The organism is Pedobacter sp. NJ-S-72 (assembly GCF_053890575.1).
The window spans coordinates 5,383,079-5,405,110 of sequence record NZ_CM132681.1; the positions used below are offsets into that span (position 1 = coordinate 5,383,079).

Sequence of the window (22,032 nt, forward strand, 5' to 3'; positions counted from 1 at the left end):
TTTTTAATGCTTTATTTCCACGCACTTGCTTCGTCCAGAATAGAGATATCCTCTACGTCAAGTTTTAAAGCTGCTGCCCTTGTCAGGTCTTTTAACTGCTTTAAGCTTGTTACACTTGCAATCGGCGAGGTAACTGAAGGTCTTGCGATTAGCCAGGCTATAGCAACACTTGCAAGAGAAGCATTGTATTGTTCTGAAACTTCATCCAGCGCTTTTAAAATTTTGAAGCCTCTTGGATTCATATACTCTTTTACAGTACTGCCTCTTTGACTTTTGCTCAGATCAGCTTCAGAACGGTATTTTCCTGTAAGGAACCCACTGGCTAAAGCATAATAATTGATTACGCCAATCTGATGGTCAAGACAAATCTGTTCCATCTCTTTTTCAAAACCTTCTCTTTGATATAAATTATATTCAGGCTGAAAAGTCTGATATTTTGGTAAAGTAAGACGTTCACTGGTCTCCAGAGACTCTTTAAATCTTTCAGGACTCAGGTTTGACGCACCAATCCAGCGTACTTTTCCTGCTTTGATCAATTGATCATAAGCTTCCAGTGTTTCCTGTACCGGAGTCACCGGATCATCATAGTGAGTTTGATAAAGATCGATATAGTCAGTTTTTAACCTTAACAGCGAAGCATCAACCTCTTCCAGTATATATTTTTTTGAAAGACACTTTTCCCCGTTTGGGTCCATATTACTACCTACTTTGGTAGCTAATATAATCTGACTACGGTTATTGCGTGCTTTCATCCAGTTCCCAATAATAGTTTCAGATTCACCACCTTTATTCTCGGGGACCCATCTGGAATATACATCCGCAGTATCAATAAAATTAAAACCCGCTGCTATAAAACCGTCAAGAATCTCAAAAGATTTCTTCTCATCTAACGTCCATCCAAAAACATTTCCCCCAAAAGTTACTGGCGAAACCAGTAAATCTGTATTACCTAATTTTCTTTTTTCCATCTGTAAATATTTGCTTTTCGTAGTAAATTGTCTTATTCGGGATCGCCATAATTGGTTTTCCAGAACAGATTTTTCAGGATTCAGATTAAAGAACCTGCTGAATTTTAAGATTACGCTAAAAACAAATTTAAATGGCAGAAGTTCAAGTTTAGTCTGGATTTTGTAAATTAAACCTCTGTTTGTTCATCCGGAACTTTAATCGCACGCAACATTTCTCTTTTTCCAGGTGCACCAGGAAGTTTTTCGATTTTCATACCGCAGCTTTTTAGTGCCCGTTTTAATTTTCCTGTAATTGCATAGGTAACAAAGATCCCATTTGGTTTTAGAAATGAGCAAACGTGGCAAATGATCTCGTCTGACCACATTTCGGGCTGATGCTGTACAGAGAACGCATCAAAGTAAACCAGGTCAAATAATTTTTCGGATTTAAAAGCATCCAGTGTCGTGTGCGCTATAGTCAATTCCTGATCTGCATTTAAAGCAGCAGCTGAACATAATGCATTTGCATAAACATTCATCAGGCTATTCCAGATCGGAGCAGGGACATATTGATTGTACTGGGTAGAGATAAGCTCTTCCTTACTTAAAGGATAAGCCTCAATTCCAGTGTAATTGAGTGAAAGTCCCTGTTCATCGGCATAGGCCGAAGTCAGCAGGAAATTTAAACCTGTACCAAAACCAATTTCCAGTATCGAAATGGTTTGCCCGGGGAAATTTAATTCAGCCAGTTTTAGTCCGGCATCAATAAATACGTGTTTACTTTCCTGTAATGCACCATGTTTGGAGTGGTAATGTTCACCGATGGTTTCATTATATAATGTGTTAGAGCCGTCTGCGGTTTGGGTGATGATATTCATTTCTACAAATTTAGAACATAAATTCTAAACAAGCTTTGTAGATTAGCACCGAATTATCAAGTTAAATTACATTTTATGATTAAAAAAGTCTACCTGATTATTATTGTTTCAATATTTTCAAGTACTATAGCATTAGCATTCGCGCAAGGAAGCCTGGATATCCATTTCAATGGCATGGGCTTTATGGATAACAGAGAGTATAAAGACTATGTATCCAGATCTAATACCTATTCTGGTACAAGACTGGCTCTTGATCTGGGGTTAAATCTTGACAGTAACAATCATTTTATTGTTGGGGTAAACGCATTGCATGAATTTGGTTCCAGGCGGTTCATGAAAGTTGATCCGGTTGCTTATTATAACTATACAAACAAGAACTGGAATTTTAATCTCGGTGCATTTTCACGTGAGGGTTTAATCAGCGATTATCCCCGTGCTTTATTAAATGATACTTTACGCTATTATCGTCCAAACGTACAGGGGATGCTACTGAGCTATAAAAATGAGCATTTCACGGAGACTGTATGGATTGATTGGCTGAGTAAACAAACAGCAACAGACCGGGAACAGTTTTTAGTTGGACTATCAGGTAAATACCGTCCTGTTACTACAGGGCCTTTTTATGTATCTCATTTTTTCCAGTTAATGCATAATGCCTATACCTCGAATGAACAGGCAGGTGATCATATAGAAGATAATGGAGGTTTACAGGTGAAATTGGGACTGGATTTTAGCCACAGGACCATATTAGATTCACTGACTATTGAAGCTGGAGCTATGATGTCTGTTGAAAGAATCAGAGATGTAACAGACCTGAATACACCAAAAGGATTTGTAGCCAGCGCTTACCTGGGATACAGGCGTTTTGCTTTATTTGATGAGTTTTATAAAGGTCAGGGTTCTCATATCAATTACGGAGATGGCTTCTATCAGAATAAAACTTATAACAGGCTTGATTTAATCTATACGCCCCTGATTTTTAAAAATATTAAAGGATCTTTTGTTTTTAGTTTACATAATACGCCATCACGGATGAGTAGTCAGCAGGCGTTCAGATTGACCTTTGATCTGGGCAGAAAAGTATTAACCAGGTTCTGACAAGGTTTTAGACTTTTGAACAAAAACACATAAAAAAGCGCCGCTCCGGGATTATACACTGCCCCCAAAAAGTTAGACATTATTTGGGGGCAGTGTAATTAACCAGAGCGGCGCTTTTTGCTAGCAAACCATTACCAGAGTCTGATTCTGTCTTCAGGTTTCTTGTATAATTTATCACCAGGCTTTACATCAAATGCTTTATACCAGGCATCCATATTTACAGGAGCACCAATAGTTCTGAATTCTCCAGGAGAATGCGGGTCAGTTTTAATTAACTGTGCAGCATTATCTGGTAAAATATTACCTCTCCATACCTGTGCCCATGAAAGGAAGAAACGCTGATCAGGAGTAAACCCGTCAATTTTCTCTTCAGACTGTCCTTGTTTAGTCAGCTTGAATGCCGTATAAGCCGCATTTAAACCACCTAAATCACCAATGTTTTCACCCATAGTCAGTTTACCATTCACATGAATTGTGTCCAGCACTGCATATGAATCATATTGCTCACCTAAAGCTTTTGTTTTCGCTTCGCTTCAAATTTAGTACGATCCTGATCTGTCCACCAGTTGCGCAGGTTACCATCTTTATCATATTGACTTCCGCTATCATCAAAACCATGAGACATCTCGTGACCAATTACAGCACCGATACCACCATAGTTAATCGCATCATCCGCATTTGCAGCAAAGAAAGGGAACTGTAAAATTCCGGCAGGGAATACAATTTCATTCATTGTAGGGCTATAATAAGCATTCACTGTCGGTGGAGTCATTCCAAATCTGGTACGATCTACTGGCTTACCCAACTGACTAACCATGTCATTATATCCCCACGTGCCTACATTTCTAAGATTCTGAAAATAAGTTTTACGATCAATATTTAAACCATCATAAGTTTTCCATTTATCAGGATAACCGATTTTAGGTACAAAGGCATTCAGTTTGGCTAAAGCTTTTTCTTTAGTTACATCACTCATCCATTCCAATCCTTTGATTCTGGTTTCAAATGCAGTACGCAGATTTTTGATTAGTTCTGTCATACTACGGGCTTTAGCCTCAGGTTTGAAATATTTGGCTACATATAACTGTCCTAGTAATTCACCTATAGATCCATCAGTTTTGGAAGACATCGTCTGCCATCTTGGTGTCTGTACTTTCTGGCCTGTTTGTGCCTGGTTAAAAGCGAAATTTGCTTTCACAAAAGGAGTACTTAAATTAGATGCCGAATTTTTAAGGATATTCCATTCCAGGTAAGTCTTCCAGTCTGATACCGGAACAGATGTCAGCATTTCATTCAGACTGACAAAGAATTTAGGTGATCCAACCAGAACAGTATCCTGTCCTTTGACCAGTAGCTTTGGCAAAGTGGCGGTCCAGTTAATATTTGGGGTTGTTTTATCGAAATCCGCAACCGTAAACTTATTATACGTTTTATAAGGATCACGCATTTCAAGACGAGACATCTGAGCCTCAGCAAGTTTTTTCTCTATCGAAAGTACGGTGTTTGCTTTTTGTTTCGCGTCAGTTGCAGAACTACCGGTCAGCGTAAACAAAGTAGTCATGTAGTTTAAATAAGCTTCGCGGATTTTTAATGTTCTGCTATCATCTTTCAGGTAATAATCACGATCAGGTAAAGTCGTTCCGCCCTGACCAAGTTGTGCAACATATTTATTTACATTTTTTCTGTCCTGTCCAACATAAAAGCCATATAGCGGAGCACCGATGCCCGAAGTGCGCATAGTGATAGCTTCGTCCAGTACACCTTGAATATCTTTAATTTTATTGATTCTTGACAAATCGGCTTTAATAGGCGTATAACCTAATTTTTCTATGGTTACGCTATCCATCGCAGCTGCGTAAAAATCACCAACGCGTTTTTTTGGAGAACCAGCAGGAGCAGAGCGATCTGCAGCAGCATTTTCAACAACACTTTTTACTGCATTAATATTAAAATCTCTTAGTTCATTGAAGCTTCCCCAGCGTGTTTCTTTGGCAGGAACAGGATTGTTTTTGATCCAGTTTCCACTTGCATATTCGTAAAAATTTATCTCCGGGTCTTACTGTAAGATCCATGTTTGCAGGATCTATAAAATTCTTGGGAGCTGTTTGTGCGTAGGAAGAATAGCTTGCTGCTAATATTCCTAAAATGGCAAAATAACCTTTCAGGTGTTTTGTATTCATCTTTTGTTTTTAATAAGGAGGCAGTATATGCGCTCAAAATAACAAATGAGATTTACAAAAGCTTATTCTATTAAAAATATTACTGAATGGGGGGCTTAATCGAATTACTTATTGAACCAGTAGTAGAGCTTGGTCAATCCCAGTTTTTTGATAATTAATCCTGGAAGAAGGAATACTTTGATCGTTTTCATAAAATGTAACCTGATGAACTGATACTGTATTAACATAATTTAACATTTATTATTGTGCAGATGTGAAAAATTAGATTATCAGAATATATTTCAAATTGGGTAAAATTCACCCCCGTGCACCATAATTGCTATATTTGGCCATTAAATTTAAATAAATGAAGAAACTAGTTTTATCCCCTCTTCTTGTTACTTTCTGCTACTGGAATTGTAAACGGTCAGCAGAAAAGCTTGAGTATGCTTGATGCGATGTCTAATATACGCACTACACTTGCTCCTGAAAAATTAGAAAAGCTGCAATTCCTTTATGGAACAGAAGAGTATGTATATATCAAAAAGGTCAATAACGAAGCGGTTTGGTTTAAAGGAAGCGCAGATGGAAAGGAAGATCAGCCTTTTCTGACTTTAAATCAACTCAATCAAAAACTAAGTTCAGCACAGCAGGCTACTCAAAAAGTAATGCCGGTTATTGAATTTAATAAAGGGAAGGATTGGCTTATTGATTCGAATGGCTCAGCTTTAGCTTATAACCCTGTGAAAAACACTTTTACTGTCCTGATGGATAGTCAATTGGCGGGTAAGGATAAAGCAGAAAGAAGTGTTGCGGGCTATACAGCTTACCTTGAACGTTATAATCTATTTGTGAGCGATGGTAAAACAGCTAAACAAGTAACCACTGACGGGACGGGTAATATCGTTTATGCTTCTTCCGTACACAGAGATGAATTTGGTATTTCAAAAGGAACTTTCTGGAGTAATAATGGAAAACAGCTTGCTTTTTACCGTATGGATCAAAGCATGGTTGCAGATTATCCTATTATCGACTGGACTAGTCGTCCGGCAAAAAATATCAATATTAAATACCCTATGGCAGGAGATAAAATCCATGAGGTAACAGTTGGTGTCTATAACACGGAGACTCAGTCCGTTATTTATCTTAAAACCGGGGAGCCCGCAGAACAGTATCTGACAAATATAGCCTGGAGCCCGGATGATAAATTTATTTATATCGCTGTTTTAAACCGTGGGCAAAATCACATGGAACTAAAACAGTTTGATGCGCAAACTGGTAATTATATAAAGACCCTTTTTGAAGAAAGAGATGCTAAATATGTAGAGCCACTAGTTCCTGTATTATTCTTGAAAAATGATCCGCAGCAATTTATATAGAGGCAGAGTAACCGTGATGGCTGGAACCACTTATACTTATATAGTACAAACGGTAAATTGATTAAACAATTGACCAAAGGCAATTGGGAAGTTCTGGAAGTGAAAGGTTTTGATGCAGCAGGAGATAACTTATTTTATGAATCTGCTGAAGAATCACCAATTACAAAGAACCTGTATGTTGTCAATATCAAATCTGGTAAATCAAAAAGAATTACCACAGGTTTTGCTGTACATAAAACAGAAGTAAGTACTTCAGGAAATACTGTTCTTGACTTGTTCAGCTCAACAAAAAATCCAGGAACTGTTGATCTGATTGAAGTGAAAAATGGCATAAAAAAACAATTGCTTCAATCAGCAAATCCATTAAAAGATTATAACCTGGGAGAGTCTTCCATTTTTACAATCAAAGGCAAAGCCGGAGATCCGATATACTGTAACCTGTTTAAACCAGTAGAGTTGGACAGCAGCAAAAAACATCCTGTTATAGTGTATTGGTATGGTGGCCCGCATGCACAGCTAAGCTAATTCATGAGCAATGGAATAGCGGTTCTGGTAATTATTGGTTCCAGTATCTTGCCGAACAAGGTTTTGTCGTGATGGTGATTGACACTAGGGGAAGTGATAACCGCGGAAAAGCATTTGAGCAATCTATGTTTAGAAAAGCGGGCGACGTACAAATGGAAGATATGATGACAGCTGTAGATTACCTGAAAGGGTTATCCTATGCAGATGAAAAAAATATGGGCCTGTTTGGATGGAGTTTCGGTGGATTTGGCACAGTAGATTTTATGCTTAACCACCCAGGCGTATTCAAAGCTGCGGTTGCAGGCGGAGCGGTAACAAAATGGAATTTCTACGAAGCCATGTATACAGAACGTTATATGGATACACCTACAGAGAATCCGGAAGGTTATGCAGCAACAGATCTGACCAATCAGATTCAGAAGCTGAAAGGCAAATTATTACTGATTCATGGATTACAGGATAATGTTGTTCTGCAACAACATACTGTTGACCTGGTTAAGAAAGCCGTAGATAATAATGTGCAGCTGGATTATATGATTTATCCAGGTCACGAACACAATGTAATAGGTAAAGACAGAACACATCTTTATCAAAAAGTAACAGATTATTTTATGCAAAATCTTAAATAGAGCATGGTAGTATTGAAATTTTTTACAGAAAGATTAAAACTGAGATTAGTAGAAATGGCTGATCTTGAAGCGATTCATGTATTGCATCATTTAGCAGAAACAGATCAGTATAATACATTGGGTATCCCTAAAGATCTGGAAGAGACTAATATAATTGTAGACGGCTGGATTAACGATCATCAAAAAAAAAAACGATAAAGAATTACACTTTCGCTGTTGAGTTTGAAAAAGGAGGTTTCATCGGACTGGTTTCCTTGAAATTATCCTCTTCTAAATTCAATAGTGCAGAAATATGGTATAAAATAAATGTAGATTTCTGGAATCAGGGATACGCTACAGAAGCTATCAGGGCAGTCATCAGGTGGGGTTTGACCGTTTAAAATTACATCGCATTGAAGCCGGTTGTGCAGTCGAAAACTTAGCCTCAATCCGTGTATTGGAAAAAGCCGGAATGACTCAGGAAGGTAGAAAACGACAAATTTTGCCTTTAGTAACCGGATGGATGGACAGTTTTGAATACGCCATTCTGGACGAAGAGTGGAAAGCCTAAATATTTTCCCTTAAAAACCTTATTTTTGCATTTTAATCAGCACCTTATAAATGAGCATTTCTACTAAATACGATCCCGCCGAAACCGAAGACAAGTGGTACAGCTATTGGCTGTCTAAAAAGTTCTTTCATTCTGAACCAGATGAACGTGAGCCTTATACAATTGTAATACCTCCGCCAAACGTCACTGGTGTTTTACATATGGGCCATATGCTTAACAACACCATTCAGGATGTGATGATTCGTCGTGCACGTATGCAAGGTAAAAATGCATGCTGGGTTCCGGGAACCGACCATGCTTCTATTGCTACAGAAGCAAAGGTAGTTGCTATGCTGAAAGAAAGAGGCATCAGTAAAAAAGATCTGACAAGAGAAGAATTCATGGCCTACGCATGGGAGTGGAAAGAAAAATACGGAGGTATTATCCTTGATCAGCTGAAAAAACTAGGTGCAAGCTGCGACTGGGACCGTACCCGTTTCACGATGGAAGAAGATCTTTCTGAATCAGTAGTTGACTGTTTTATTGACCTGTATAAAAAAGGTAAGATTTACCGTGGTGTCCGTATGGTCAACTGGGACCCTGCTGGTAAAACAGCTGTTTCTGACGAAGAAGTAATTCGTAAAGAAGTAAACCAGAAGCTATATTACATCAAGTATTCAATCTCGCCAGCTACAGGTGCAGATACAGAATTCTTAACAATTGCAACAACACGTCCTGAAACAATCATGGCTGATGCAGCGATCTGTGTCAACCCTAATGACGAGCGTTATACACATTTGAAAGGAAAAAAAGTATTTGTTCCTCTGATCAACCGTGAAATTCCGATTATTGAGGATGAATATGTAACAATGGATTTTGGTACCGGCTGTTTAAAAGTAACACCTGCACATGATCTGAATGATTATGAGCTGGGTGTCAAGCATAAACTTCCGGTAATCGATATATTAAATGATGACGGTACTTTAAATGAACTTGCCGTAATTCTGGTAGGCGAAGACCGTTTTATTGCCCGTAAAAAAATTGCCAAGCTCTTGGATGAGGCTGGTCATCTTGAAAAAGTAGAAGACTATAAATCACAAATAGGATTCTCTGAGCGTACAGATGCAGCTATCGAACCTAAGCTTTCTTTACAGTGGTTCTGTAAAATGGACGAAATGGCTAAACCCGCTTTAGCCGACGTATTGAATGGCGACGTAAAACTTATCCCAGAGAAATTTACCAATACCTATCGTCACTGGATGGAGAACGTAAGAGACTGGAATATCAGCCGCCAGTTATGGTGGGGGCAGCGTATTCCAGCCTGGTTTGACGATAAAAAAGGAGACTGGGTGGTTGCAAAAACCAAAGAAGATGCCTTAAATGAGTTCCTGAAACTAAAAGACATAGACGGTAAATTCACTGAAGAAGAAGCGCATGGCTTTAAACACCAGTTAGCTGCTTTCATCAGACAGGATGATGACGTCTTAGACACTTGGTTTTCTTCATGGTTATGGCCAATATCAGTATTCAATGGCCTGAAAGATCCGGGAAATAAAGATATCAATTACTATTACCCAACAAACGACCTGGTAACAGCCCCTGAGATTTTATTCTTCTGGGTAGCGCGTATGATTATGGCAGGCCATGAGTTTATGGGTAAAAAGCCATTTACAAACGTTTACCTGACCGGTATTGTTCGTGATAAACTGGGGCGTAAAATGTCTAAATCATTAGGTAACTCACCTGACCCTATTGGTTTGATCGAAAAATATGGTGCAGATGGCGTAAGAGTAGGGATGCTATTGTGTTCTCCTGCCGGAAATGACCTGATGTTTGTGAGAGCTACTGTGAGCAGGGGAGAAACTTCGCTAATAAAATCTGGAATGCATTCCGTCTGGTAAAAGGATGGGAAATAGATGAAACTTTAGCGAATCCTAACGAGCAGGCCATCTTGTGGTTTGAAAACCGTTTCAATGAGGCCTTAGCTGAAATTGAAGATAACTATAAACAATACCGTTTATCAGAAGCCTTAATGACTACTTATAAACTGGTGTGGGATGATTTCTGTGCATGGTACCTTGAAATGGTAAAACCTGCTTATCAGCATCCAATAGATCCTGCGACCTTGAAAGCAACACTTGGCTTTTTTGAGAAGATCCTGAGTTTATTACATCCATTTATGCCTTTCTTAACAGAAGAGCTATGGCATGACGAGATCTTTGGAACAAAAGGCGAGATGGACTGTATTATTGTAGCTGCATATCCTGTAATTGGAACCGCAGATGTACCATTGTTGAAGGATGCTGAAATTGTAAAAGGGATAGTTGCCGAAGTACGTAAAACATCCGTAACACCAAGCAAATTTCTCCAAAAGATGATTTACCATTAAGTATCAGAGTGAACTCTACAGTAGCTTACGATAAATGGGTAACCATTATTTCTAAACTGGCGAATATCGCAGAAATCAACTTTGTAAATGATAAAGTGGCCGGTGCTGCTGCATTTATGGTTGGGAACGACGAATTCTTTATACAATTGAATGAGACAATTGATGTAGATGCTGAGCGCGAAAGATTGAATGGAGAACTTACCTACTTACAAGGATTCCTGAAATCTGTAGACGCAAAACTGAGTAACGAAAGGTTTGTGCAGAATGCCAAACCAGAGATTATCCAGAATGAGCGTAACAAAAAAGCAGACGCTGAAGCTAAGCTGACGATCATCCGGGAGTCTCTTCTAAGTTTATAATAAAAAAAGCAGGTGCTGTATTTCGGGCCGACTTTCCAATAAAATGGAAAGATGCCCGAAATACAGCACCTGCTTTTTTTATTTCTATTCCTGCCTTTTCGAAATCTGACCTGGATGATGGTCAATCAGGAGCTTCCAGGTCTGGATTTTTGCCGGGATCATTTATAGATTATCAATTAGGTTACTGCATTCAGCTTTTAGAGTTGGGGAACGTGCAGACCTGTTTTGTGTGAATGATTAGCCATATAGATATTTAGATATAAGAAATTGAAAGCCTTTTTTTTTTTTATATGTTTAGATATCTAGATTTCTATATATAAGTATGCATATATGGTATAATGTCCGTTATTTCCTTTTAAGATCCTACTTGCAGATTTTCATGTCCGGCTAAATCTATGGCTATGGTACTTTTCGCGAATATTTTTCAATTATATAGGAAAATTGGTTTTTTATATAAACATGAATCCAGATGTGTTGATATCTAGATACTTTTAAGTCTAGATATCGTAAGTTTGATGTCGTTGAATTTTTAAGTAGGTGTATTTATGTATAGATATCCAGATATATTAGTTGGCTAGATGTCAGGACATCAATATATTTAGACAGTGTGTTCTATTAATTCTATAATTAGAAGCGTATGTAAACATGTATTGATATCTCTATGTATTTACATCTATCTATGCTGTAATGACTACTAAGAGGCTTTTTCTATTTTAAGAGTAAGATTGTACGTTGATTCTTCTATATATAGGTGTTTAGATATCTATATATAAATTCTGCCTGAAAGTACTGTCTAAGCTTTATCTGAAAAATACTATCTAATAGGCTCTATCTAACTAATAAACATTATCTAATAAAAACATACTAAAACAACCGCAAACCAGGTTTCCAAATAGGCGGAGTGTAAGTTTTCTGTGGATGATCAAATCTTTTCGGCTGAGGGATTTTCTGGGGGTATTCCTTTGGGGTTATAAAAAAACATTGCCAGGCTTTAAGACATTCAAGGCCCCTTCAGGTCTTGGCGGTCTTAAAGCCTGGCAATGTTTTTTTATAACAGAGAATACTCCGGAAGCTCCTCAACGAACAAGAATTGTGAAGAAGAAGCGTGGTTAATGATAGCGTAGCAATGTTTTAAGCCGTTGGTCACGACAAGCCACTTTGCTTTGTGCACAGAGTTATATCTTGATGCCTGATCAAACACCCCCTGAGAAATCTTAATTGACGGAGCCTTACACTCTATCACCATGATCCTTTCCCCAAGCGTATTAAAAATAACTATATCAGTTCGTTTTTGCAGTTGATTTAAACTCAGTCCTCCCTCAATCTGTATCAGAGATTTAGGGAACTTCTTATCATTGATAAGGTAATGGATAAAATGCTGTCTTACCCACTCTTCAGGGGTTAAAACAAGATGTTTCTTCCGCACTTCATCAAAAATAAAGTACTGCTCTTCCTTCTGGGTTATCCTGAAAGGGTGATGCGGTAAATTCAATGCTGTAGGTATAAATGCCATTTGTGCAAAAATAACCTTTAATAATTAGTAATTAGCCGTTACATTTGGATAATTATGACTGCTGCTGATATTATCAAAGACCTTAAAGCTAAAAAATTCAAGCCTGTTTATCTTCTGCATGGTGAAGAACCTTATTATATCGATCAGATTATTCATTATATGGAAGACCATATATTAAATGATATGGAGAAAGGTTTCAATCAGACCGTATTGTATGGGAAAGATACCGACATGGCTACTATCTTAAATGCGGCTAAACGTTATCCGATGATGTCAGATTATCAGTTGATAGTCGTGAAAGAGGCGCAGGATCTGCGGTGGTCAAAAGAAACAGAAGGAAGCAGTAAGGAAGCTGAGTTTATCCAGAATTATTTTGAGAAGCCATTAGACAGTACCATCCTGGTTCTTGGTTATAAATATGCCAATTTTGATAAGCGTAAAAAGATCTTTAAATCAATTACTAAAAGCGGCGTTGTTTTTCAGTCTGATCCCGTAAGAGATTACAAATTAGCACAATGGATCGAAGAGCTGGTGAAAGATATGGGCGCGAAAATTGCGCCTCAGGCATCAGCTTTAATGGCAGAATATTTAGGTGCGGATTTATCCAAGATCTCCAATGAAATAGAGAAACTATTACTAAATATCAGTAAGGAAACCACGATTGATACGGATCTCGTACAGCGGAATATAGGGATCAGTAAAGAGTATAATGTCTTTGAATTGCAGAAGGCACTGGCTTCCAGAAACGTACTGAAATGTAATCAGATTATTAATTACTTCTCTGATAACCCGAAGGCCAATCCGATGGTGATGGTTATGGCGAATCTGAATAGCTATTTCTCCAAGATATTAAAATATCATTATTTGCAGAATAAGGGAGACGCAGCCAAAGAATTAGGCGTAAATCCATATTTTGTGAAAGATTATGAGACTGCTGCCAGAAATTATAACCTCAATAAAACTTTTGATATCATCAGCTTACTCAGAGAATACGATTTGAAAAGTAAAGGCGTTGACAGCACAGGTAATGTAACAGACGGAGAATTGTTGAAAGAGCTGTTGTTTAAAATGATTCACTAATGGGTTATTAGTCTGATTTTTTTAGCGTGCAACAAATTGATTGAGTATTTGTCTTATATTCAAATGTAAATCAATCTGTTAAGGAAAATAACGTTGTCTCAAATGCTAATAAAAACTTTAATCTATACTTTTGTATCATTTGTACACTCCTACTATTCTTCACAGCTGCGACCAGGTCTTCTGCTCAGCAGCGTATCAACAGAATTGACGGGACTAAAATCAGTGCTGATTCCCTGAATAAATATCTTCCGGAACTGATTCGCAAAGGCAAAGTTACAGGATTAGGGATAACCATTTTTAATCAGAATCATATCGTCTATAAAGAAACTTTTGGGTACAGCCGTGCTGATCAGAAAAAACCATTAAAATCAAATACAAATATATACAGAGCTTCTTTAAGTAAATCTGTTTTTGCCGTTCTGATTATGAAACTGGTAGAACAGGGGAAACTCGATCTTGATAAGCCTTTACAGGATTATCTACCAAAACCTATTTATGAATACAAACATCAAAAGCGGTGGCATGATGACTTCAGCAGTCTCAAAGGCGATACATTATATGCGAAAATTACTGCCAGAATGTGTCTTGATCATACTACCGGCTTCGCGAACTGGAGATGGGATATGCCCGATCAGAAGTTAAAGGTTTTACAGATACCGGGCAAAAGATATAGTTATTCCGGTGAAGGTTTGGTGTATTTACAGGTGGTTCTTGAAAAAATGCTGGGTAAATCACTGGAGCAACTTGCTGATGAAATCATATTTACACCATTAAAGATGAAAAACTCAGCTTATACATTTCTTCCTGCCTATGAACAGGATTATAGTTTCGGACATAATGAAAAGGGCGCGATTTATGAAAAAGATAAAGATAATGAGGCGAGATCAGCAAGCACACTGGAAACCACTTTAGATGACTTATCTCTCTTTTTTGAAGGCGTAATGCAAAAGAAAACTATAAACAACAAGTATACAAATGAAATGTTCAGTCCGCAGATCCGTATCCATTCTGTAGAACAAATGGGGCCTTTATCAAGACGGGATACGACCGCAAATGATGCTATAAAATTAAGTTATGGTCTGGGCTTCGGTCTTTTAAAAACACCCAATGGATGGGGTGCATTTAAAGAAGGGCACGGAGAAGGGTTTCAGCATTATGTTATACTTTTTCCAAAATCAGGAACTGGAATATTGATTATGACTAATAGTGATAATAGTGAAAGTATATTTAAAGAGTTATTGGAGCTGGCTATTGCAGATAAATATACACCGTGGAAATGGCAGCGGTATTTTCCTTATAAAAATTAAGAGCATTATCTAAATATTTAACCACATATCCTTTCTCTTTTATTAGTTTTGGATTTGAATATACAAGCCCGGGAAGATTGGTCATTTTAACAGATTCTGTTTTCTTCCTGTCAGCTTTATTAAAGCAGATACATAATGAATTATTTCTTAGTCAAATCAGAACCTTTTAAATATAGCTGGGAACAGTTTAATAAAGAGACGTACCTTTTGGGATGGCGTACGCAATTATCAGGCACGCAATAACCTCAAATTGATGAAAGAAGGAGATCTTGTTCTTTTTTATCACAGTAATGAAGGTAAACATGTAGTAGGAATTGCTAAGGTGGTCAGAGAATTCTACCAGGACCCGACCACAGATGATGCAAACTGGGTTGTTGTAGACCTTGTTCCGGTAGAAACATTGAAACATCCCGTTACCCTGGAGCAGATTAAAGCTGAAGAAAGTCTTAAGGATATTTCATTGGTCAGACAGGGGCGTTTATCTGTAATGGAGCTAAGAGCTACTGATTTTGATAAAATACTGGAAATGGGCAGTTAAGCAGGCTGTTCCACTTTTATCATTTTTTTACTCGCCAGCAGACCTACACTCATCACTAAACTTGAACCTAATACGACAAGAAATAAGAAAGAAGTACCGATCTCCGGCAGTCTCAATGATGGAGGTAAATTATAATACAACAAGATACTGATCAGTCCGCGGGGAGCAATTACGCTCTCTGTGCCACTGTTCTCTTTTCTGAATAGCTTCAGGTAAATGATCCGGATCAGGTAGATGGTCATTAGAATGAATACCCCATTCATGATCGTTATACCATTGTTCAGCTCATAGATATTCATGGTGAAACCAAAGATCACAAAGAAAAAAGTACGGATAATAAAGGCCGTTTCAGCAGATAACTGATGCAGTTGTTCAAGATCCTTCGATAAATTCTTGTAGATAAAAAGACTCCTGAAATAGAAATGTTCAATTGCATCTGCATTGTTCAGAAACAATCCAAAAGACAATACCAGGACTAATGATGACAAATGATAAGACTGTCCTACTGCATAAACCAGGATCAGAATAGAGATGATCAGAAAGAATTTTATATGATGCGATATCTTTCCCATCAGGTATAGCAACAGGATACAGGAGATGATTGATAAGACAATAATGAGCAATGTGCTTAAGCCCAATCCTATAAATGACGATACAGAAATGTGTGAGGGTTGGAAACCGCAAAATTGAATAAAATAATTCCCAGGATATCTGAGAAAGAGGATTCATAGATAATAAACTCTTTGCTTTGTCCCATTAAGGCAGCAGCCGATGGTATTGCTATTGCCGAACTGATTACACTAAAAGGAATGGCATTTGTAAAACAGCGGTAAAAGTCCTGTCCTGTAATCTGATGGATGATGAGCGTGATTACCGAAACCGTTGTCGCCAGAATAAAAAAAGCAGAGAAAAAAGCCCCCCTGATCAGCTTATTCTTTTCCCGTTCATACCTTAATTCCAGAGCTCCTTCGAAAACAATTAAGATTAATCCGACTGTACCTAAAGTTGGCAGAACCTTTAAAAAATCAAAAGTCTGGAAATGCAGCTGATCAACTAATACACGTAAACCTATCCCCAATAACAGGAGGAGTAATACAGAAGGTAATTTTGTTTTGCTTGCTACTAAATCAAAAAGGTAAGAAAATATGACCAGTCCGCTCAGAATAATCAGTGTAGTGTACGTGGTCATATCATTCGTTTAAAATATTGAAACTCGTTTAAATTTATCAGATAAATTTAAACCGCCTGATTACTCGTTGAAGAATAAAGCTTTCAGCTCAATAGCATCATTAGCTTTCATTTTACCAGCTAAGATTAAACGTAATTGTCTTCTTCTTAATGCACCAGCAAATAATTCAATCTCATCTTCTGTTTCAGGTAACAACTCGGGAACAGGAATTGTTCTGCCGCTCTGGTCTACCGCTACAAAAGTATAGTAAGCTTCGTTTGATTTAACACGGGTTCCTGAAGGGATATTTTCAGCCCAGACATCCATTCTGACTTCTACAGAAGTATGAAAAGCACGGGTTACTTTGGCTTCAATCGTAATTACATCACCTAATTTAATAGGTTGTTTAAAAGATACATTGTCTACTGAAGCAGTCACTACAATCCGGTTACAGTGTTTCTGTGCAGAAATCGCAGCAGCGATATCCATCCAGTGCAGTAACCTGCCACCCATTAAATTGTTTAGTGTATTGGTATCATTGGGTAGTACCAATTCATTCATTACAGTGAATGAATTTTTAGGATTTTTAACTATTGTGCTCATATTGCTACAAAAGTAAACAAAATGTGAGACTTCATGTTATTCTATTGTTTCCATCCAATTAAGAAGCACACATCAATTATTGGTTTAATTTAACAGCTCCACGGGTGCATGATATAAATATGAGCAATCAGACCTTAATACAATATTTTCACTGGTATTACAACGAAGAAGAAAAGTTATGGCAAAAAGCTGCACATCAGGCTCCTGCACTTAAAGAGATAGGAATAACAGGAGCCTGGTTTCCGCCATCTTATAAATCTACAGAGGGTGCAAATTCTGTTGGTTATGATTGTTATGACCTTTTCGATCTGGGTGAATTTGATCAGAAAAATAGTGTGTCCACCAAATATGGTACTAAAGATGAATATTTACAGGCCATTCATGCTTTGCATGAGCAGCAGATCATGGTTTTGGCCGATGTAGTCTTTAATCATAAAGCAGGAGCTGACGAACTGGAAAAAATAGCTGTACGAAGGGTCGCTACAGAGAATAGAGAAGAATATACTTCTGATATTTTTGAGATTGAGGCCTGGACTAAATTCAATTTCCCGGGCAGGCAGGGTGAGTATTCAGAATTTATCTGGGATAAAACTTGTTTCAGTGGATTGGACTGGGCTGAAGATTTACAGGAGACAGCTATATTTTCTATACAAAATGAATATGGAGCAGGTTGGGAAGATGTACCTTCCAATGAACTGGGCAATTACGATTACCTGATGTTTAATGATATTGAATTCAGGAATCCGGCTGTTCGTGAAGAATTGAAAAGATGGGGAGAATGGTATTATGAAACTTGTGGTGTGGATGGATTCAGACTGGATGCGGTTAAACACATATCTCCGGATTTTCTGAACGAATGGCTCGATCACATGAATGCAAAGTACAATAAAGAGTTCTTTATTGTGGCCGAAAACTGGGTTGAAGATGATGTTATCCATTTAAGGAATTATATAGAGCTTTCTGAAGGCCGGATGCAGCTTTTTGACTCCATGTTACATCTTAATTTTTATAAAGCAGGGAAAGCCGGTGAAGCCTATGACTTAAGTACGATATTCGAAAATACGCTTGTAGAGTCTCATCCGCACCTGTCTATTACTTTTTTGGATAACCATGATTCACAACCTTTACAGGAATTGGAGGCCTATGTTGAATTTTGGTTCAGGCCGCTGGCTTACGCTATGATTCTGTTAAGAGAGCAGGGGATACCCTGTGTATTTTATCCGGATTTATATGGTGCTAAATATACAGATCAGGACGAAGATGGAAATGATACAGAAGTAGATCTGGTTAGTATTGACAGCCTGCCTTTAATGACTAAAATCCGCAGGGATCTGGCTTATGGTTTTCAGCGTGATTATCTGGATCATCCAAACTGTATCGGGTGGACGAGGGAGGGAATACCTGAACTTGAAAAATCAGGCATTGCTATTGTTTTAAGTAATGGTGATGACGGAGCTAAGAAAATGGAAATGGGTATTAGCCATGCGGGCAAAGTATTTATTGATGTTATGGGATACAGACAGGAAGAAATTACTATTGATGAAGATGGTTGGGCAGAATTCTTCTGTGAGGCTGGAAAAGTCTCTGTCTGGATTACAAAAGGTATTTAAGCTGAATATTATTTTTGTATATTATTAAACAGGCTATATCCGATGAGTTCATCCCATCTGCTGCCTGGTCTGCGGAAATATACAAAAGCCTGGTAGGTGTTTTCTGTCTCAAAGAAAGAACCTTCAAGCACAGTATTGTCAACATTTTCAGTAGTATTATCTTTCCATACATACTGATAATCATAGATACCCTGTTTCAAATACAAAGTGGCATAGTACTTCTTTTTAGACGCAACATAGTTCATTTTGTTTTCTTCAGTAAGTGTGTAATTGTTGAACCTGCTGCCTACTATATATACATCGCCATTAGCTCCTGGAGCAACGGTGTTCAGGCTAAATTGAATGCGGCCATAATCACTATCAGTTTCGTTATCTCTGTTATCCTGATTACGGATAAAGAAAGCGCCATTCTCATCAATTTGCTGGGTATATTTTAGTGCAGTGCCATTCTGATCAGTAAATAAGATAATGTTATTGGTACTGTCCATAAATACATCCTGTACATGTGCACCTTTATAGCGCAGACTGCGGAAATCAAATTTTCTGAATTCATTGCTTCCCTTATAGTCATTGCTACCTACTTCATTATAGATTAGTGAACCTGGTTTAACATAAGTAGGCTTGGAATTCAGTTTTGCAGTAATAGGATTTCCATTCTGCATCAATACCAGTTTAATATCCTGATATGGATTTTGTATTGGGTTTTTATGAAGAATAGTAATGTTTACTTTCTGGTTGCTGAACCTTAATGCAACGTCATTACTTGGGATTACCTCAGGCTAATATTTACTTGCTGGTCAGTAATATAAAAACGCTGTGATATCACAGGTTTGTTAACGTCACCATTCTCATAGACTTTTAACAAATAATTACCTGAAATTTTAGGTTTAATCTGATCGTTGGGAAAAGAAAGCGAGTAGTGTGTGAACTTTTGAAGTGTTTTTGAAGAGTAGGCATAATCAATAATCCTGTCCTCATTCATGCCTTCCAAATAATCGAGCGCAGATAAATTGGATGATTTCCAATCATATGTGCAATGTTCTACTGTATACCAGTAGTTTTTGCTTCCGCCTCTCAGGTCGTCAAAAGAGAAGCTCAGCTTCTCTGAAGTCCCAAGGGCAATTACCGGGATGGATTGCTCTTTTTGTGTATTGTAAAGCTGGACAGTCTTTATTTCTGTATTATAAACTTTGTTATCGTACTTAAATTCCTGCTGTGCCAGTGCTATTTGCAAACTAAACAAACATAAAAAGAGCAATACTCCGGATTTGATCATAATATTTATTCTAATTCCATGATTTCAGCTGCGAGATCTTCCCATTTATTCTGAGCACTATCTAACAATTGTTTTGCAGCTAAATATTTTTTATTTGCTTCAGCAAGTTTAGCCTGATCGCTGTATACAGATTCCTGCGCGAGTTCAGTTTCAATTGCCTTTACATTTATCTCTAATTCTTCAGTTTCAAGTTCTATTTTCTTTAACTGATCATTCAGCTTTTTCAATTGCTGCTGACTGCTTACTGTAACAGGTTTTACCTCCACTTTAGGTTTTACTTCCTTTTCTGCTTTCACAGGGATGTCTTTTGCCGGTGGAATAATTCTTTTACTGTTCCAGACTTCATACTCTGCGTAAGTACCTGGATATTGTTTGATTTGCTCTTCTTCGATAAACCAGATTTTATTGGCTACATTATCTAAGAAGTAACGATCATGGGATACTGCAATGAATGTACCTTCAAACTGGCACAAAGCCTGAATCAGGATGTTTACAGAGATTGTATGTCAGGTGATTCGTTGGCTCATCCAGGATCAGGAAGTTGGAATCAGTAGTCAATGACTTCGCCAAAGCAACCCTTGATTTCTCACCTCCTGAAAGGACTTTGATTTTCTTAAACACATCATCTCCTGTGAAAAGGAAACAACCCAGGATAGAACGAAGTTCTGTGTCTGTATGTTTAGGAGCAAAAGCCTGTAACTCTTCAAGAATTGTGTTTCCAAGGTGTAAAGACTCCAGCTGATGCTGAGCAAAGAAAGTCGTCGTTACATTATGTCCTGTTTCACAAGATCCTTCAAATTTTTCAACGCCTGCAACCATTCTCAATAAAGTAGACTTACCCTTACCATTGGCACCGATTAAAGCAATTTTATCTCCTTTTTCAATGACTGCTTCTGCATTTTCCAGAATGTCAATATTAGGATATCTCTTTGTTGCGTTCTCAATCCGGATCACGTGACGGCCAGAAGGTTTAGTGAACTTGAAACTGAAGTTTACAGTTGGATTATCATCATCCACATCTTCTACACGCTCCATTTTATCCAGAGCTTTCATACGTGACTGAGCCATTTTAGCTTTACTCGCTTTAGCTCTGAAGCGTTCAATCAGTTTTTCTTCCTGTTTGATCTTAGCCTGCTGATTCTTGAATTCTCCTTTTTGGATCTCTCCGCGAAGTGATTTCTCTTCCAGATAGAAAGTATAATTACCAGCGTAAGTAGTTAATTTTCCTTTCCGGGATTCTACAGTACGGTTAACGATCTTGTCAAGGAAATATCTATCGTGAGATACAATTACAATAGCACCTTCAAATCCTGCAAGATAAGTCTCTAACCATTTAATGGAAGGTAAATCCATGTGGTTGGTAGGCTCATCCAATAGTAAAATGTCCGGAGTCTGTAACAGAATCTTCGCAAGCATCACACGCATTCTCCATCCCCCTGAGAAAGTATTCAGTGGACGATGCTGATCGGCCGTGCTGAATCCTAAACCCGCAAGGATTTCATTTGCTTTATATTCAATGTTATAACCATCCAATGCTTCAAACTCCTGTTGCTTATCGCTCAGTTTGTTTAATACCTCTTCAGAATAATCTGTTTCTATCTTTTTTAATAGTTCTTCAATCTCATCATGTATCTGGTTTTGGCGTTCAAAAGCCTCCATTGCAACATGTAAAATGGTATGGTGAGATTCATACGAAAGCAAATCCTGGTTCAAATAGCCTATTTTTAAATCTTTAGACATTGAAATTGACCCGGATGAGGGTGCGTACTCTCCTACAATTATTTTTAAGAGGGTAGATTTTCCCGTTCCATTGGCACCAATAAGGCCAATTCTTTCTCCCGGTTTGATGTGCCAGTTCGCCTCGTCGTATAAAGCCCGGGAACCTATAAGGAATGTTAAGTCGTTTATCGAAATCATGTTGGTGCAAAAATACAATTTTTAGGCGCATATTGTTTGAACACAGCACATATAGCAAAGGATTTCTACGTTTTTTTACAAAGTTCATGCTATTTTTGTCTGAAAAAGATGGATACAGCAATTGTAAT

General features: G+C 37.8%; 17 protein-coding genes and 5 pseudogenes. 10 read left to right on the forward strand and 12 right to left on the reverse strand.

Features of this window, described 5'->3' with window-relative positions; all coding sequences use genetic code 11:
- Positions 1–11: 11 nt before the first annotated feature.
- On the reverse strand, positions 12–968 hold the full coding sequence (locus tag ACWYN3_RS35375; RefSeq protein ID WP_456218392.1) for an aldo/keto reductase: 957 nt from the start codon (positions 966–968) through the stop codon (positions 12–14).
- A 167-nt stretch (positions 969–1,135) separates the two neighbouring features.
- The gene (gene mnmD / locus ACWYN3_RS35380; protein ID WP_456218393.1) at positions 1,136–1,825 is read right to left on the reverse strand and encodes a tRNA (5-methylaminomethyl-2-thiouridine)(34)-methyltransferase MnmD; all 690 of its coding nucleotides are present in this window, start codon (positions 1,823–1,825) and stop codon (positions 1,136–1,138) included.
- A gap of 75 nt (positions 1,826–1,900) precedes the next feature.
- Between mnmD and ACWYN3_RS35385 the strand changes: the two genes are divergently transcribed.
- Positions 1,901–2,923, forward strand: a complete 1,023-nt coding sequence (locus ACWYN3_RS35385; protein WP_456218394.1) for a hypothetical protein — start codon at positions 1,901–1,903, stop codon at positions 2,921–2,923.
- Between the two features lie 131 nt (positions 2,924–3,054).
- Here the strand turns inward: ACWYN3_RS35385 and ACWYN3_RS35390 are convergent, their stop codons facing one another.
- Genes ACWYN3_RS35390 through ACWYN3_RS35400 form a run of 3 tightly spaced genes read right to left on the reverse strand, consistent with a single transcriptional unit; the run spans position 3,055 to position 5,103 of the window.
- Complete coding sequence (locus ACWYN3_RS35390) at positions 3,055–3,408, reverse strand: M13-type metalloendopeptidase (protein ID WP_456218395.1); 354 nt, start codon at positions 3,406–3,408, stop codon at positions 3,055–3,057.
- Positions 3,409–3,431: 23 nt separating this feature from the next.
- Positions 3,432–4,970: a M13 family metallopeptidase gene (locus tag ACWYN3_RS35395; RefSeq protein WP_456223264.1), complete on the reverse strand. Its 1,539-nt coding sequence runs from the start codon at positions 4,968–4,970 to the stop codon at positions 3,432–3,434.
- Positions 4,885–5,103, reverse strand: a complete 219-nt coding sequence (locus tag ACWYN3_RS35400; RefSeq protein WP_456218396.1) for a hypothetical protein — start codon at positions 5,101–5,103, stop codon at positions 4,885–4,887. Before ACWYN3_RS35400 ends, ACWYN3_RS35395 begins: the two co-directional genes overlap by 86 nt.
- Positions 5,104–5,750: 647 nt before the next feature.
- On the opposite strand from ACWYN3_RS35400, the pseudogene ACWYN3_RS35405 reads away from it, so the two are divergent.
- From ACWYN3_RS35405 to ACWYN3_RS35425, 5 genes and pseudogenes are all read left to right on the forward strand, one after another.
- Positions 5,751–6,986, forward strand: a pseudogene (locus tag ACWYN3_RS35405) (DPP IV N-terminal domain-containing protein).
- On the forward strand, positions 6,953–7,615 hold the full coding sequence (locus ACWYN3_RS35410; protein WP_456218397.1) for an alpha/beta hydrolase family protein: 663 nt from the start codon (positions 6,953–6,955) through the stop codon (positions 7,613–7,615). The pseudogene ACWYN3_RS35405 and the gene ACWYN3_RS35410 overlap by 34 nt, the downstream one beginning before the upstream one ends.
- Before the next feature lie 3 nt (positions 7,616–7,618).
- Positions 7,619–7,813, forward strand: coding sequence for a hypothetical protein (locus ACWYN3_RS35415; protein ID WP_456218398.1), 195 nt, complete (start codon positions 7,619–7,621; stop codon positions 7,811–7,813).
- A 47-nt stretch (positions 7,814–7,860) separates the two neighbouring features.
- A pseudogene (locus ACWYN3_RS35420) lies at positions 7,861–8,165 on the forward strand (GNAT family N-acetyltransferase).
- Between the two features lie 50 nt (positions 8,166–8,215).
- A pseudogene (locus tag ACWYN3_RS35425) lies at positions 8,216–10,892 on the forward strand (valine--tRNA ligase).
- A gap of 1,048 nt (positions 10,893–11,940) precedes the next feature.
- Here ACWYN3_RS35425 and ACWYN3_RS35430 read toward each other — a convergent pair.
- Positions 11,941–12,405 (reverse strand): type I restriction enzyme HsdR N-terminal domain-containing protein, encoded by a 465-nt coding sequence (locus tag ACWYN3_RS35430; protein WP_456218399.1) that lies wholly within the window; start codon positions 12,403–12,405, stop codon positions 11,941–11,943.
- A 54-nt stretch (positions 12,406–12,459) separates the two neighbouring features.
- On the opposite strand from ACWYN3_RS35430, the gene holA reads away from it, so the two are divergent.
- The 3 genes and pseudogenes from holA (at position 12,460) to ACWYN3_RS35445 (ending at position 15,330) form a co-directional block, all read left to right on the forward strand.
- Entirely contained in the window at positions 12,460–13,485 is a 1,026-nt protein-coding gene (holA, locus tag ACWYN3_RS35435; RefSeq protein ID WP_456218400.1) for a DNA polymerase III subunit delta, read from the forward strand.
- Between the two features lie 233 nt (positions 13,486–13,718).
- Positions 13,719–14,792 (forward strand): serine hydrolase domain-containing protein, encoded by a 1,074-nt coding sequence (locus ACWYN3_RS35440; RefSeq protein WP_456223265.1) that lies wholly within the window; start codon positions 13,719–13,721, stop codon positions 14,790–14,792.
- Positions 14,793–14,927: 135 nt separating this feature from the next.
- Positions 14,928–15,330 (forward strand): annotated as a pseudogene (locus tag ACWYN3_RS35445) (EVE domain-containing protein).
- Here the strand turns inward: ACWYN3_RS35445 and ACWYN3_RS35450 are convergent.
- The 3 genes from ACWYN3_RS35450 to ACWYN3_RS35460 all read right to left on the reverse strand — a co-directional run bounded on the left by ACWYN3_RS35450 (position 15,327) and on the right by ACWYN3_RS35460 (position 17,101).
- On the reverse strand, positions 15,327–15,902 hold the full coding sequence (locus tag ACWYN3_RS35450; protein WP_456218401.1) for a hypothetical protein: 576 nt from the start codon (positions 15,900–15,902) through the stop codon (positions 15,327–15,329). The pseudogene ACWYN3_RS35445 and the gene ACWYN3_RS35450 sit on opposite strands and share 4 nt — an antisense overlap.
- Before the next feature lie 68 nt (positions 15,903–15,970).
- Positions 15,971–16,519, reverse strand: a complete 549-nt coding sequence (locus tag ACWYN3_RS35455; protein WP_456218402.1) for a hypothetical protein — start codon at positions 16,517–16,519, stop codon at positions 15,971–15,973.
- Positions 16,520–16,579: 60 nt separating this feature from the next.
- Positions 16,580–17,101, reverse strand: a complete 522-nt coding sequence (locus ACWYN3_RS35460) for an acyl-CoA thioesterase (protein WP_052496366.1) — start codon at positions 17,099–17,101, stop codon at positions 16,580–16,582.
- A 119-nt stretch (positions 17,102–17,220) separates the two neighbouring features.
- Between ACWYN3_RS35460 and ACWYN3_RS35465 the strand changes: the two genes are divergently transcribed.
- Positions 17,221–18,711 carry an alpha-amylase gene (locus tag ACWYN3_RS35465; protein WP_456218403.1) on the forward strand — a complete coding sequence of 497 codons (1,491 nt, stop codon included), beginning with the start codon at positions 17,221–17,223 and terminating at the stop codon, positions 18,709–18,711.
- An 8-nt stretch (positions 18,712–18,719) separates the two neighbouring features.
- On the opposite strand, the gene ACWYN3_RS35470 is transcribed toward ACWYN3_RS35465, so the two are convergent.
- From ACWYN3_RS35470 to ACWYN3_RS35480, 3 genes and pseudogenes are all read right to left on the reverse strand, one after another.
- Positions 18,720–19,481 carry a type IX secretion system plug protein gene (locus tag ACWYN3_RS35470; RefSeq protein WP_456223266.1) on the reverse strand — a complete coding sequence of 254 codons (762 nt, stop codon included), beginning with the start codon at positions 19,479–19,481 and terminating at the stop codon, positions 18,720–18,722.
- On the reverse strand, positions 19,481–19,987 hold the full coding sequence (locus ACWYN3_RS35475) for a type IX secretion system plug protein (RefSeq protein ID WP_456218404.1): 507 nt from the start codon (positions 19,985–19,987) through the stop codon (positions 19,481–19,483). Before ACWYN3_RS35475 ends, ACWYN3_RS35470 begins: the two co-directional genes overlap by 1 nt.
- A gap of 5 nt (positions 19,988–19,992) precedes the next feature.
- Positions 19,993–21,904: pseudogene (locus ACWYN3_RS35480) on the reverse strand (ABC-F family ATP-binding cassette domain-containing protein).
- Between the last annotated feature and the right edge of the window lie 128 nt (positions 21,905–22,032).